This window comes from Shewanella psychropiezotolerans (genome assembly GCF_007197555.1).
Classification (GTDB): Bacteria; Pseudomonadota; Gammaproteobacteria; order Enterobacterales; family Shewanellaceae; genus Shewanella; species Shewanella psychropiezotolerans.
Genome location: NZ_CP041614.1, coordinates 1,780,400 through 1,793,723, shown reverse-complemented (window position 1 = coordinate 1,793,723; position 13,324 = coordinate 1,780,400). Strand labels below are relative to the sequence as shown.

12 protein-coding genes are annotated in these 13,324 nt (G+C 45.7%); all 12 read left to right on the top strand.

The genetic code is table 11. The annotated features are described in order from the left end of the window. The first annotated feature begins 142 nt into the window (after nucleotides 1–142). The 12 genes from FM037_RS07975 to FM037_RS07925 all read left to right on the top strand — a co-directional run bounded on the left by FM037_RS07975 (nucleotide 143) and on the right by FM037_RS07925 (nucleotide 13,233). Nucleotides 143–898 carry an outer membrane protein OmpK gene (locus tag FM037_RS07975; RefSeq protein WP_144045551.1) on the top strand — a complete coding sequence of 252 codons (756 nt, stop codon included), beginning with the start codon at nucleotides 143–145 and terminating at the stop codon, nucleotides 896–898. A 36-nt stretch (nucleotides 899–934) separates the two neighbouring features. Beyond that, nucleotides 935–2,398, top strand: a complete 1,464-nt coding sequence (locus tag FM037_RS07970) for a sulfatase family protein (RefSeq protein ID WP_221937524.1) — start codon at nucleotides 935–937, stop codon at nucleotides 2,396–2,398. Between the two features lie 53 nt (nucleotides 2,399–2,451). After that, entirely contained in the window at nucleotides 2,452–3,117 is a 666-nt protein-coding gene (locus tag FM037_RS28790) for a radical SAM protein (protein ID WP_324617115.1), read from the top strand. A gap of 8 nt (nucleotides 3,118–3,125) precedes the next feature. Next, nucleotides 3,126–3,668: an SPASM domain-containing protein gene (locus FM037_RS28785; RefSeq protein WP_221937482.1), complete on the top strand. Its 543-nt coding sequence runs from the start codon at nucleotides 3,126–3,128 to the stop codon at nucleotides 3,666–3,668. A gap of 148 nt (nucleotides 3,669–3,816) precedes the next feature. Further along, on the top strand, nucleotides 3,817–4,605 hold the full coding sequence (locus FM037_RS07960) for a DsbA family protein (protein ID WP_144045550.1): 789 nt from the start codon (nucleotides 3,817–3,819) through the stop codon (nucleotides 4,603–4,605). Nucleotides 4,606–5,100: 495 nt separating this feature from the next. Continuing rightward, entirely contained in the window at nucleotides 5,101–6,087 is a 987-nt protein-coding gene (locus FM037_RS07955) for a SphA family protein (protein ID WP_227992601.1), read from the top strand. Between the two features lie 79 nt (nucleotides 6,088–6,166). Continuing rightward, nucleotides 6,167–6,958 carry a hypothetical protein gene (locus FM037_RS07950; RefSeq protein WP_144045549.1) on the top strand — a complete coding sequence of 264 codons (792 nt, stop codon included), beginning with the start codon at nucleotides 6,167–6,169 and terminating at the stop codon, nucleotides 6,956–6,958. Nucleotides 6,959–7,103: 145 nt separating this feature from the next. Then, nucleotides 7,104–8,696, top strand: coding sequence for an arylsulfatase (locus FM037_RS07945; protein ID WP_221937481.1), 1,593 nt, complete (start codon nucleotides 7,104–7,106; stop codon nucleotides 8,694–8,696). 44 nt (nucleotides 8,697–8,740) lie between these two features. Next, a complete protein-coding gene (locus FM037_RS07940) occupies nucleotides 8,741–9,154 on the top strand; it encodes a DUF6491 family protein (RefSeq protein ID WP_144045548.1) in 414 nt (137 codons plus the stop codon). Nucleotides 9,155–9,188: 34 nt separating this feature from the next. After that, nucleotides 9,189–11,105 (top strand): DUF3604 domain-containing protein, encoded by a 1,917-nt coding sequence (locus FM037_RS07935; RefSeq protein WP_229381115.1) that lies wholly within the window; start codon nucleotides 9,189–9,191, stop codon nucleotides 11,103–11,105. Between the two features lie 116 nt (nucleotides 11,106–11,221). Continuing rightward, a complete protein-coding gene (locus FM037_RS07930; RefSeq protein ID WP_144045547.1) occupies nucleotides 11,222–12,136 on the top strand; it encodes a peptidyl-prolyl cis-trans isomerase in 915 nt (304 codons plus the stop codon). An 8-nt stretch (nucleotides 12,137–12,144) separates the two neighbouring features. Then, nucleotides 12,145–13,233 carry a HupE/UreJ family protein gene (locus tag FM037_RS07925; RefSeq protein WP_221937480.1) on the top strand — a complete coding sequence of 363 codons (1,089 nt, stop codon included), beginning with the start codon at nucleotides 12,145–12,147 and terminating at the stop codon, nucleotides 13,231–13,233. The last annotated feature ends 91 nt before the right edge of the window (nucleotides 13,234–13,324 follow it).

Here is a 13,324-nt window from a genome sequence, read left to right as displayed (position 1 = left end):
CTTACAGTGTGAAATCACAGTACAAAACAATGCAGCCGATAACATCTACTACTTTAAAGAAACAATGGAGAGTAACTAAAAGGTTAAAAAGTGTTTCATTTAACAAGAATAAGTTATTAGCAACAACAAGGCAGTAGTATTTATGAGGTCTAATTTAATTATAAAAACATTATTTTTATATTTACTTTTCGTAACAAACTCTCAAGCCGTTGAGCTTAAATATACATTCGGCTCTATAAAAACGGGTTATGCCAACTGGGATATTGGCGCTGTAGATACGGACCGTGGTGACTTATGGAAACTAGTTGGTGATTTCGGTGCAGTGTTTGATAAAGGAGAGTTATATTCATTCTATGAATATAACAAGTTCGATCATGACATAGACAACCGAAATGTATCATTTATGGCGAGTGGTCATTATCGTTTAAATGATTCTGATTTCACCATATTTGGCAAAGCATACGCCAATTTAGACAATAAATGGGGAGATGAACTAAATACCATGATAGGAATGGGGTATTTAGGCTTTCAAAGCAAACAATTCTTCTTCAAACCTTTCATTAGCATACATGAATTATCATCTGATTATCAATCGACGGTAACCGGAAGTTCAGCGAATGGTTTCAATGGTTATGTACTTGGTTGGACCTCTGCATTCTTCTTTAAAGTATCGGAATACAACTTCACCCTTTCGAATTGGAATGAATTTGAAATAGACCGCAATGAAGCTTATTCGGAACAACAGTACGGAAATATTGGAATCAATGGTGGCTTAACCCTTAACTGGAAAATGAATAAGTCGATGAGCCTAGGACTTACCTATCGTTACTTCCAAAACAAGCTCAGTTATGAAGGTTACGGCGACCAAATGATTTTCCTATTTGGCTATCACTTCTAAACTCGATAAAAAAGAGAGAAAAATGAAATTTAAAAAATCATTAATTACAACTTTAATCGGTATGTCACTACTTGGGGAAATATAGCCCTTGCTGAGGAGCAGACAAACGAAGATCAACCCAACTTAGTTATCTTTTATGTAGATGATTTAGGCTATGGTGACTTAGGCAGTTATGGGCACCCAATATTAAAAACGCCAAATATCGATAAATTAGCTGAAGCAGGGATTAAATATACTCAATATTACTCACCGGCTCCTCTGTGCTCGCCTTCTAGGGCGGGCATGCTCACAGGCCGAACCCCATACAGAACAGGAATTCGATCTTGGATCCCCCATGGCAAAAACATACACCTTGGTGAAAATGAAATCACTATCGCAAATATATTGCAAGATAAGGGGTACGACACTGCGATCATGGGAAAGGTGCACCTCAATGGTGGCATAGAAATGAAAGATCACCCTCAAGTCGATGATATGGGCTTTGAGTATAGTTTTATCATTCCTGGTGCCTTCGCCGATAATCAAAAAGTAAAAAATGCTAAGCCCCAAAATGGTTTCAGAAACGGTAAATTGTATCCCGATAACTTTTGGCGTAATGGTAAAGCTGTAGGTGCAACATCTAAGTTCAGTGCCGAACTTGTCACCGATGAGGTAGTTAATTACTTGGATGAACAGAATGGGGAACAGCCCTTCTTCCTGTACATTCCCTATTCTGAAGTACATACCCCAATAGCCTCTCCGGACAGAATTTTGAATATGTATTCAGACTATCGTTCTGATTTTGCACAGAAGAATCCAGACGCTTTCTATTTTGATTGGAAAAATCTCCCCTATCGAGGACAAGGTGAATATTATGCCAATGTCACTTTTATGGATGAGCAGTTAGGCAGGGTTGTCGATAAAATTAAGCAGATGGGTGAGGAAGATAACACCATCATTATTTTTACCAGTGATAATGGCCCAGTAACCCGAGAGGCTAGAAAGCCTTGGGAACTCAATATGGCTGGAGAGACAGGAGGATTCCGCGGCCGAAAAGATAACCTGCTTGAGGGTGGGATACGTGTACCTGCTATATTCAAATACAAATCCATAAAGTCTGGTCAGGTGTCCGATGAGCCAGTATATGGATTAGATATTCTACCTACACTTGCTCAATTAATGCATTTTGATCTTCCCTCTGATAGAACACTCGATGGCCAGTCTATTGTCCCTACATTCTCAGGTAAAACGATAGAAAGAACGAAGCCAATGATTTGGACTATTGACATGCCTTTTCAAGATGATGCAGTTAATGAATGGGCTATACGCGTCGGCGATTGGAAATTGATCTTAGACCGAGACGAGCAACCAAAATATTTATTTAACCTAAAAGTTGATAAATACGAAGTGTGGAACCAAATCGGTAAACAAGATGAAATACAGAAATCATTGATGGAAAAGTTCAAGCTATATAAGAAAGATATCGAAACAGACTCCATAATGAAAAAAAGACAAGGTTAAAAATAAAAACACCTCCTAATTATTTAGGCGGTGTTTTTATTTGAGATATTAATATGAATGATTTCCTGCCAATAAGTTGTCATGTAATGGCAAAACCATCAGGATCAATCTGCAACCTGGATTGTACCTATTGTTTTTATTTGGAAAAAGAACATCTATACCCAAATAGAAAGCTGAATTGGAAGATGAACTTAGCCACTGTTGAAGCGTTCATTAAGCAGCAGATCGACGCTCAACATGGAGCAGAGGTTGTGATCGCTTGGCAAGGCGGTGAGCCCACGCTACTAGGATTAGACTTTTTTAAAGCGGCGATGCTGTTTGTAGATAAACATGCCAGAGAAAAGACTGTAAGCCATACCATGCAAACTAACGGAATACTCTTAGACAATGCCTGGTGTTCATTCTTCAAAAAAAATGACTTTCTGATCGGAATATCTATAGATGGGCCCGAAGAGATGCATGATAAATACCGTCTCACTCGTTCAGGAAAACCGACTCATGCAAGAGTGCTAGAAGCCATATTATTATTGCAAGAACACCAAGTTGAATTTAACACCTTAACGGTTGTGAGTGATTTCAACGTTAAATCCCCATTGAAGCTTTACCATTACTTAAAATCGATTGGCAGCAATAATATTCAATTTATCCCCTGGTCGAACGCATATCAAATCAAGCAGATGAAAATGGTTTGTACCTTATCAGCCCCCAGTCTAATCTAGCATCGACAGTGACGTCTTGGTCTGTCAAACCACAGGAGTTTGGCAAATTTCTCGCGGAGATATTCACCGAATGGATCAAGCATGATATCGGTACTGTCTATATACAAACTTTTGAACAAGCGTTCGCTGCATGGGCAAAAATGCCTGCTATCATTTGTGTTTTTGCACCGCGCTGTGGAAGTAATTTTGCGTTAGAAGCAAATGGCGATCTCTACGCTTGCGATCACTATGTCTACCCTGAATACAAATTAGGTAATATTCATGAGACTAGCATTAAAGCAATGAATGAATCTTCCTCTAACCTTGCATTTGGCAAGAGTAAATCCTCATCACTGACTAAAAAATGCCAGCAATGTGAATTTAAATTTGCCTGCTATGGAGGTTGTCCTAAGCATAGATTTACCATCAATGAAAATGGCGAGCCTGGCCATAATTATCTATGCGGTGCATACGAAATGTTCTTCAAATCCAGTAACAAAAGCCTGAAGCTAATGTCGAACCTATGGGAAAGAGGCCACTCACCTATGTTAATAAAAGAAATACTAAAATAGTAGAGTCCTAAACAGGGAAAATAGAGCTGAATAAACGATTCATCAAGCTAAGATGATCAAAGATTAACTTTTATAGCTCGCGCATAAACTTTATTTTGGTCAAACATATAACTTCGACCTTTGAAGGCCCAATCATGAAGGCTAAAAAATGAAACAAGTCCTGATCCCGATATTTATTGCACTTGCAGTAAGTGGCTGTGACGCCAATAAATTAGATTTAAGTAACCTCAATCCAGAACAGCAGGAACAATTAGGGCAAATAGCCAGCGACTACCTAGTCCAGCACCCTGAGTTTCTACTAAAAGCCTCTGAGAAGCTAAACCAACAAAAACAAGCAGCAATAGATAAACAGTCTGTTGAAGCCGCTAAAGTGATGGCGAAACAATTGACTCAAGATGTTAAAACCCCCTTTATTGGTCCTAAAGATGCACAAGTCAGTGTGATTGAATTCTTTGATTATCAATGTGTATTTTGCTCAAAGATTGCCCCCGAAGTGAAACAACTTGTTGAAGACAATACCGATGTGAAATTTGTTTTTAAAGAAACCCCTATATTTTCCAGGCGCTGGGAGTCATCGGGGTATGCTGCACAAATGGGGCAATGGATCTTTGAGCAAAAAGGAAGTAAAGCCTACGCCATCTTCCATGACAATCTCTTTGCTACCGGAAAAAATGAAGGCAAGTTAACCCAGAAGGATATTAACACTCAAGCTGAAAAGGCTGGGGTGGTGGTTGCTGACTTTAGGCTAAACGAGCAAGGCACTGACAGTATCAAGGCTAACTTCCAACTGTTTTCACGCCTTGGCTTTCAAGGAACGCCAGCCCTGATTGTGATGCCATCGGTCAATCCAACGATAGAAAATATCAAGATCATCAAAGGTTTTGACCCTGATGGGCTAAAAGCGGCCATTGAAGAGGTAAAAAACAAGATTTCTTAATCCTTGCTAAGCCTGCTAGTGGTCACTAGCAGGCTATAATTCTTTGTATATGTATTCACTCAAAGCATAAAAATCACCATTGAAGTCTGGCTGGTAAGTAACATCCTATTTATACACTTTTGGGTATCCAGCCCAATATTCCCCACACCGATAAACACCAGTAATCATGTACCAACTTATTTCCTATTGTGCTGTTATCATAGATTTATTTAGACACTGCCGACGTCAATCCTTCTCAAATAAACACATCATTAGCTCTTTAAAAATACAGAAAAACATTCACTTCCTCTAATAAATAAAAACTGTTACCTTTAAATAATTAACACCTGAAAAACAACAAACTAACAAGATGAATTTTACAGGTTGTTTTTCGTTCTTATATAGACAGTTAACCTGATACAAGATGTCGATAGTAAAATTAAATTTATCGTTCAAAAAACAACATGGAATCAATGACGTTAGGTAAGCGACGTCGAGTAGATGACAGGGAACCTCATGAGTATTCAAACACACTCCAAGCACATCAATAGGCAACAACTCGGTCATATCATGCTATTCACTTCAATAGCTTGTTCTTCCTTAGCTCACGCCGAAGAGGGTGGCAGCGGCCACTATATGCCAGGGTCGATGGCCTCTTCTATTGATGGAGTACCGGCAACCGAGACGGTTATTGCTCGTATCAACTACCTCACCTATTCTGGCAGCTTCGATAAAGATGTTGTAGTGCCTATTGCAGGGCTTGCCGCTACCGAAGTGGACGTAGAGTCTCAGGCTCTTGGCCTTACCTTACTCTGGCGCCCACCGGTAGAGTTTGCCAAAGGTTGGAGCTACGCCATGAGTACCACCATCCCCTATGTAACCATAGATGTGACTGCCAGTGTCAGTGACGTAAGCAAGAGCATTGGCGCTAGAAAGTCTAGTAGCGTCTCCGGCATTGGCGATATCATACTGATGCCACTCATGCTCAACTACACCATAACCCCAGAGCTAAACACTAACTTTCGCATCAGCGCCTACGCACCTACAGGGAATTACGAAGTCGGCAGGCTGGCCAATACAGGTAAAAACTTCTGGAGTTTTGAGCCCACGGCATCACTGATTTATTTAAGCCCGAAGACAGGCAGAGAATTTTCTACTTACGGCGGTATCACTTTTAACCAGACCAACAGCGCCACAGATTATAAGTCTGGCAATCAGGCACATATCGAGTCCACCTTCATTCAACATTTGCCCATGTTTGGCGGTGTGGCAGGATTCGGCGCAACTGCCTTTTGGTATCAACAGATCTCAGGTGATAGTGGTAGCGGGGCTAAGTATGGTGACTTTAAGGCCCGTAGCATAGGTGGTGGCCCGACTCTTTTCTATTCGGCAAAAACGGGCAATACCGATATTGTCGCCGAACTCAAATGGCTACACGAGTTCGACACCAACAGACGCGCCAAGGGCGATACCATTTTCTTCAAGATCTTAGCTAAGTTCTGATTAAGATTAAGTTGGTTTAGCCTCACTTAACCCATTTTGTTAAGCCGAATAAGCTAGATAATGGGCAGGAATTGTGAATATGGATATTAAGAAATATGCGGGTAAGGCCATATCCGCCCTTTGTACTCTGATGGTGCTTGCACAGGCACCAGCTCAGGCCGAGCAATCCTTAGAGCAGGCGGCAGACGATCCCACCGCCAGCTTGATGTCGCTGCAGCTATCCGACTGGTATACACAGAGTTACCATAATATAGATAATGAAAGCGCCAACAACTTTGTGCTGCGCTCTGCCATGCCTTTTAAAATAGGCGAACAATCCCACATCATGCGCATTACCGCCCCTATCATCACCTCAAGTCCATTTCAAGACTCTGGCTTGTCGGACATCACCTTGTTCGATCTGGCCACTTTCGATAAAGACTGGGGACGCTGGGCGGTAGGTGCCGTCGCCCTACTGCCTACTGGCGGAGAGCATAGAGGTGCAGAAAAATGGGGCATCGGCCCGGCCATAGGTTTTGTGGTTCACGAGAGTCATCTCTTATGGGGACTATTCAATCAAAATATCTTCACTATCGCAGGAGAAGATAACCGCGAAGATATTAACGTCAGTATCCTGCAACCTCTGCTCAGCCTGTCTATAGGTAAAGGCTGGTCTATGGGGGTATCCGAGATGACAGCCACTTATGACTGGGAACAAGGCGAGTGGAGCAACTTACCACTGGGATTCAAAGTCGCCAAGCTGCATAAGTTCGGCAAGCTGCCGGTGCAGTTTAGTGCTCAATACGAGTATAATTTTGCCGACAGTGCCTTGAGCACCCCTGAGGCTACTGTCCGCTTGACGGCCAAACTGATATTTCCATCAATCTTGTAATTGTCGCTTCGCCGACAGTGATTTGCCAAAAAATGGAGCAGTCTTGAACGATTTATTAAATAAGACTTGAACCTATAAGTGCAAAGTTTGAACCATTTAAAAGTAACACCAGTTAACGGAATACATAATTAACAGGGAGAGATACATGAAGATGCAAGCTAGAATATTGCTGCCCATGATGGCGCTAACCTGCTTCTCGATACCGACTATGGTGTCGGCAGAAGCCGTATCGGCACTGAGCGACGCCAAGAAATTTAAGCAAAACATGGAGGCCGCAGTACCTCGCCCCGAGCAGCAGAAACAAGCCGACGAGAAACTTGCCGCCCTGAAGCTGAAAACCGGCAAGCGACCCAATGTATTAATCCTAATGGTGGATGATTTAGGCTATGGCGATGTCGGCGCCTTCGGTGGCGGAGTGGCCATAGGCGCCGCGACACCCAATATCGATGCGCTGGCTCAAGGAGGACTCAAGCTCACCTCCACCTATTCGCAAACCACTTGTACCCCGACACGCTCGGCGATGATCACCGGACGACTCCCGGTCAGAACTGGCCTCTATCGCCCTATTTTAGCTGGAGATAAGCTCACCGCTAACCCTTGGGACGATGAAGTCACCTCGGCCAAGCTGATGAGTGATGCAGGTTATGAAACCATATTGACCGGTAAATGGCATGTGGGGGAAGCTGTGGGCATGCGCCCGCAAGATGTAGGTTTCGATGAGTTCTATGGCTATTACCGGGCCCAGAAGGAATACGTTCAGGCCTACGACAAACGTCGCTACCCGGATCTGGTGCTGGATAAAGCGAAATTTGCTAAGTATCAATCCATTGAGCAGAGTCAGGGCCTGGTCCATGGCTTCAAGAATGGAAAAACCGAAGATCTGACTCCCATCAGGAGCATAGACGATATGGCCAACGCCGACCGTCTGCTCAAGGAGTTCACCGTCAATAAGATTAAAGCCCTGGCGAAGGGAGATAAACCTTTCTATCTGCAGCACTCCTTTATGAAGACCCACGCGGACAATCATCCCCCTAAGGCGTTCGAAGGTGCCAGCGCCAGCAAGTATGCCTTCAAGGATGCCGTGGTGGAGGTCGATGCCTATGTGGGTGAAATCGTCGAGGCCCTGCGTGAATCGGGTCAACTTGAGAACACCTTAATCTTCTTCACCTCGGATAATGGACCACAGAGCGATAGCTGGCCCGATGCGGGTTACACTCCGTTTCGCGGCGGCAAGGGCACGGGGTGGGAAGGCGCGGTGCGTATTCCCGGCATTGCCTACTGGAAGGACATGATCACACCCGGCCAAGTCAGCGATGGCCTGTTCGACCTGATGGATATCTTCAACACTTCGGTCGCTCTGGCCGGTGTTTCGGATAAAATCCCCAGCGACAAATATATCGATGGCATAGATCAGACCGCATTCTTGTTAGCCGATAACGGTAAATCAATGCGTGACAAGGTGTTTATCTGGAGCCAGAAAGACTTTCTCGCCATGCGCATGAACGAGTACAAGATCCACTTCAAGGTGATCACCACAGACTCCCAGTTCCTCAATATCGATATGGCGACCATCAAGGATATCGGTCTCGCTCCCTGGTTATTTAACCTGTATATCGACCCCAAGGAGCAATACCCAGTAGGACACAGACGCAATGCCTGGCTGGGCTCCATGGGCGCCGAGTCTAAGGCTCACGCCGCAACCTTTAAGAAGTACCCACCCAAGGACGTTGGCTTATAACTTGATGGCTTTTAACTCGTGAAACGATAATTTGAGGATCGAATATGAAATACCTAACACTTATCTTAATATCACTTTCTTTGCTACTCACTGGCTGCGCCAGCACTGAAGAGTCGCAAACTAAGGCAGCTCAATATGTGTTCCCGGATCTCGAAGAGGTTAACTCCATAGATAACTTCAGAATGGATGGCTGGAGCAGCGTGGATAACCGCTCTGTGATTGTCGACAATAGGCCCAGAGAGTCATATCTACTTATCTTAGATGGACCCAATAATGATTTAAAGTTTGCCCAGGCACTCTTGATCACTTCAACTATGGGCAAGGTCGAGGCTGGATTCGATTCAGTGTCTACCGCAGCTGAGCCTAGAATCAAGTTTCGCATCAAGCATATCTACCGCCTGAAAGATAAAACCCAGAAAGAAGAGATAAAACTGCGGATCAGTAACTTTAAACATTAATTTCTATTTGTCTAAAAACTAAAGGAATAGCCAGATGAACAAGTCTATTTTAATGCCGACACTCTTGGGCATGACTATCGCCGCGACCTTGAGTGCCTGCTCGCCTCAGAAGAGTGAAGAAACACAGAGCGCCGCCGCGCAATCAACCCAGACCGTTAGCACTACGGCTGTTAATCAAGAGTCCAAACAAGAGACAAGCGGCGCAGATCAGTCTGTGGCCGTCAATCCCACTAAGGATGTGTATTTCGGTGAGACCCATATGCACACAGCTTTCTCACTGGATGCCTATCTCGGTGGCACACGCTTAACCCATGAAGACGCCTACCGCTATGCTCAGGGCGAAACTGTTAACCTGATGGGCCGAGACCTTAAACGTCATCGCCCGCTGGACTTCATCGCAGTGACCGATCACGCCGAATATATCGGTGAAATGTATACTAACCTGACTGAGGACGCCGAAGGCCACGATCAAGAGCTACTCAAAGAGCTACGCGGCATGACAGATATCAAGGACCGTGAAGCCTGGTTTATGAAATATGTGATCTCCAGTAACCGCGGTGCGAACCCCGCTCACCCGCCATTCTTCACCGGTCCAGAATCGGTAAAGAGTGCCTGGAAAATCATGCAGGAGACGGCGGACAGATATAACAAACCCGGTAAATTTACCGCCCTTAAAGCCTTCGAGTGGAGCGGCGCGCCTCAAGGAGGCAACCTGCACAGAAACGTGATATTCCGTGGTGCTCAGGTACCCGACGCTCCCATCAGCTATATCGATACTAACCGCGAAGATGGATTATGGCAGTGGATGGCCCAGCAAGAAGCCAAGGGCATGCAGCTGCTGGCCATTCCTCATAACTCAAACGCCAGTAAGGGCATGATGTTCCCCAGTGTCGATGCCGAGGGCAAACCTATCGATCTCGAATATGCCCAGACCCGCCAGCACTTCGAACCTTTGATGGAGATGATGCAGGTTAAAGGTAACTCAGAGGTTCACAGACAGTTCTGGCCAGAGGATGAATTTGCCGACTTTGAGAATGCCGATTCGATTCAGAAATCCAGTGGCCGAACCTTTCATAAGAAGGACTTCGTCCGCGAAGGCTTAAAAATGGGACTCGCCTATGAACAATCTCTCGGTGTTAACCCGTTTAAATACGGCACCATAGGCGGCACTGATAACCATAATGGTCTGCCCTCCGCCGTGGCTGAAGACAGCTTTATCGGTGCCCATGGCGCCGATGATGGCAGCGTAGAATCGCGCCGAACTGGAGCAGTGGTCGGTTGGATCGATGGCAAAGATCTCAGTATAGGCACCTTAGCTGGCGTCTGGGCTACCCAAAATACCCGCAGCGGCTTATGGGATGCCATGAAGAGTCGTGAAACATATTCCACTACTGGGCCACGCATCAAGGTACGTTTCTTCGGCGGCGTAGAACTTCCAGCAAAACCTAAGAATGGTCAAGAGCTGGTCCAGCAAGGCTATGATTTAGGCGTCCCTATGGGCAGTGACTTGCCTTCGATTGGCGCAGCCCCGACCTTTACCGTCCATGCGATGAAAGATCCCGACGGCGCGAACCTTGACCGAGTGCAGATAATTAAAGGTTGGGTCGATGTTAAGGGGAAAACCCATGAGAAAATTATCGATGTGGTCTGGTCCGATAAACGTAAAAAGGGTGAAGATGGCAAGCTTGCGCCAGTTGGCAATACCGTCGATCTGACAACAGCCAAGTACACCAATACCATAGGAGCCACGGCCCTTATCGGCAGTTGGACCGACACTGAGTTTGACCCAGAGCAGCATGCTTTTTATTACACTCGGGTCTTAGAAATACCAACGCCACGTTGGACCACCTATGATGCGGTGAGAAGTAAGCAGCCTCTGCTAGACGACGTGCAAGCCAGCATTCAGGAACGCGCCTGGACATCGCCCATCTGGTACAAGCCAGCGGGATAAGTTAACCCTCTAGCAGTTGAATATGGGCCTGACGCTGGTTAAATTAGCTTAGGCGCTAGGCCCATAAACCATTTCATGTTAAATCTTGCCCCGACACTAGGTTTTAAAGGTGTACTATGCCACTCGTATTTAGACAATTTATTCGCGACCCCTTCGCTCATTTCATCTTGATTGGCGCCGCACTATTCGGCCTCTACGCCTTAGTTAATGATGAGGAGCTAGCGCCCAACCGCATCATCATCTCAGAAGCGGATATACAACGCACCGCCAACCAATGGCAGCAAAAATGGCATCGCCCCCCTTCCGAGTCTGAGTTACTCAAGGTCATTGAGCGACAAATTCGCGAGGAGATCTATTACCGTGAGGCACTGGCCTTAGGTCTCGGCCAGGAAGACCCTATCATACGCAGGCGTTTGGCCGAGAAGATGGAGTTTATCGCCAACGATCTTCTGGTGCCCTCGGATCCATCGGATGAAGAGCTCGCCGCTTATCTCGCCGCGAACCCGGACAAGTTTGTATCTCCAGTTCGCCTGAGCTTCTCCCACATTTTTTACAGTGCAGATAATGTAAACAGTGCGAGTCAATCAAACCAAGAGACGCTACTCACCCACCTCAATCAGTCAGCTGAGCCAAAAGCATACTCAGGATTAGGCGACAGTTTCAATGGCAAGCAGCACTATGAGCAGATTGCAGATTATCAAATAGCCAGAATCTTCGGTCGTCGCTTCGAGGAGCAGCTTATCGCCTTGCCTGTTGGCCAATGGCTGGGCCCCATAGAGTCAGGCTATGGCCAACACTTAGTCAGAATCGATGACCGTATCGATGCCAAGCTTCCCCCACTAACGGACATTCACGACAAGGTCTTACCCTATTGGCTAGCCCAGCAGCAGGAAAGAAGTAATGACTCACTCTATGCCAAGCTAAAAGAAAATTACCAGATAGTGATTATGATGAAACCGTCTCAAATACTTGAGGCAAGTCTCACCAGCGAGTCTCAAGGTTTAGATGGATCACCAGAGACGGTGCAATAGGAATGAGTATGAAGAATATTAACTTATTGATCCTATTGCTTAGAGCGAGTCGATTAAATAGATTAAGTCACTGGACCAAGCCGTGCTTGATGACTCTGCTTTTAGTATTTCCTCTGCTCATGCAACACTCATTAGTTCGCGCCGACGAGATAAGGCCTGCCTACCTGGAGTTGACCGAGCTGGATAATACCTCCTTCAAGATCACCTGGAAGCTGCCCAGAAAAGAGACGCAAGTGCTTAAGCTAAGCCCTGAATTTCCTAATAATTGTACTAAGCTAGCGCCCATACACAGGGTTCAAACGCCGTCGGCCGACATCAGACACTGGTCGATACAATGCAGTGGTGGCCTCGCGGGTCAAACCGTCTCGGTTGCCGAACTGGCCAACACCACCACAGATATCCTAATCCGGGTACAACACTTAAATGGCTCGACCCAGATGGCCAGACTGACTCCGACTAAAACCAGCTTCGTCATAGAATCTGCCCTGGAATCATCAGATACTGAGGTCATCAAGGTCTATACCTTACTCGGCATCGAGCATATTCTGCTTGGCTTCGATCACTTGTTGTTCGTATTCGCCCTGTTGCTTATCATCAAAGACAGGCGCAGGCTGATAGGCGCGATCACCGCCTTCACCTTGGCCCACAGCATCACTTTAGCATTAGCCTCATTAGGCATAGCCAGCATCGCCTTACCGCCGGTCGAAGCCGTTATTGCATTGAGTATCTTGTTTTTAGCCGTGGAGATCATTCATGGTCTGAAGGGAAAAATAGGCATAGCCGAGCGTGCTCCCTGGATGGTGGCATTTATCTTCGGCTTGCTACATGGTTTTGGCTTCGCCGGCGCATTGGCAGAAATAGGCCTGCCGCAAAATGCCATCCCCCTCGCCCTGCTGTTTTTCAATGTCGGGGTCGAATTGGGACAATTGGCCTTCGTAGCAGCGGTACTGATTGCCGGCAGGATATGCCTTGTGTGGGTAAACAAGGGATGGGTTAGCGCTCACTCTCGCTCCCAAGCCTTGACCTTGATGGCCTATAGCATCGGCGGCCTGTCAGCTTTCTGGGTCATAGAGAGAACGGTCAGCTTCTGGGCCTAATGCTTAGTTTTCAGTGACGCCTATTCGCTAACTTGGTCGTATTGATTGCCTGAGTTTGTCGTCTATTTTTGTCACCTTTTATTGTAAATAA

What these genes read in the sequence shown, in the direction of transcription:
- FM037_RS28790 (WP_324617115.1), top strand. Translation starts at nt 2,452, where the DNA reads ATGAATGATTTCCTGCCAATAAGTTGTCATGTAATGGCAAAACCATCA.
- FM037_RS07950 (WP_144045549.1), top strand. Translation starts at nt 6,167, where the DNA reads ATGGATATTAAGAAATATGCGGGTAAGGCCATATCCGCCCTTTGTACT.
- FM037_RS07925 (WP_221937480.1), top strand. Translation starts at nt 12,145, where the DNA reads ATGAAGAATATTAACTTATTGATCCTATTGCTTAGAGCGAGTCGATTA.
- FM037_RS07930 (WP_144045547.1), top strand. Translation starts at nt 11,222, where the DNA reads ATGCCACTCGTATTTAGACAATTTATTCGCGACCCCTTCGCTCATTTC.
- FM037_RS07955 (WP_227992601.1), top strand. Translation starts at nt 5,101, where the DNA reads ATGAGTATTCAAACACACTCCAAGCACATCAATAGGCAACAACTCGGT.
- FM037_RS07935 (WP_229381115.1), top strand. Translation starts at nt 9,189, where the DNA reads ATGAACAAGTCTATTTTAATGCCGACACTCTTGGGCATGACTATCGCC.
- FM037_RS07945 (WP_221937481.1), top strand. Translation starts at nt 7,104, where the DNA reads ATGAAGATGCAAGCTAGAATATTGCTGCCCATGATGGCGCTAACCTGC.
- FM037_RS07975 (WP_144045551.1), top strand. Translation starts at nt 143, where the DNA reads ATGAGGTCTAATTTAATTATAAAAACATTATTTTTATATTTACTTTTC.
- FM037_RS07940 (WP_144045548.1), top strand. Translation starts at nt 8,741, where the DNA reads ATGAAATACCTAACACTTATCTTAATATCACTTTCTTTGCTACTCACT.
- FM037_RS07960 (WP_144045550.1), top strand. Translation starts at nt 3,817, where the DNA reads ATGAAACAAGTCCTGATCCCGATATTTATTGCACTTGCAGTAAGTGGC.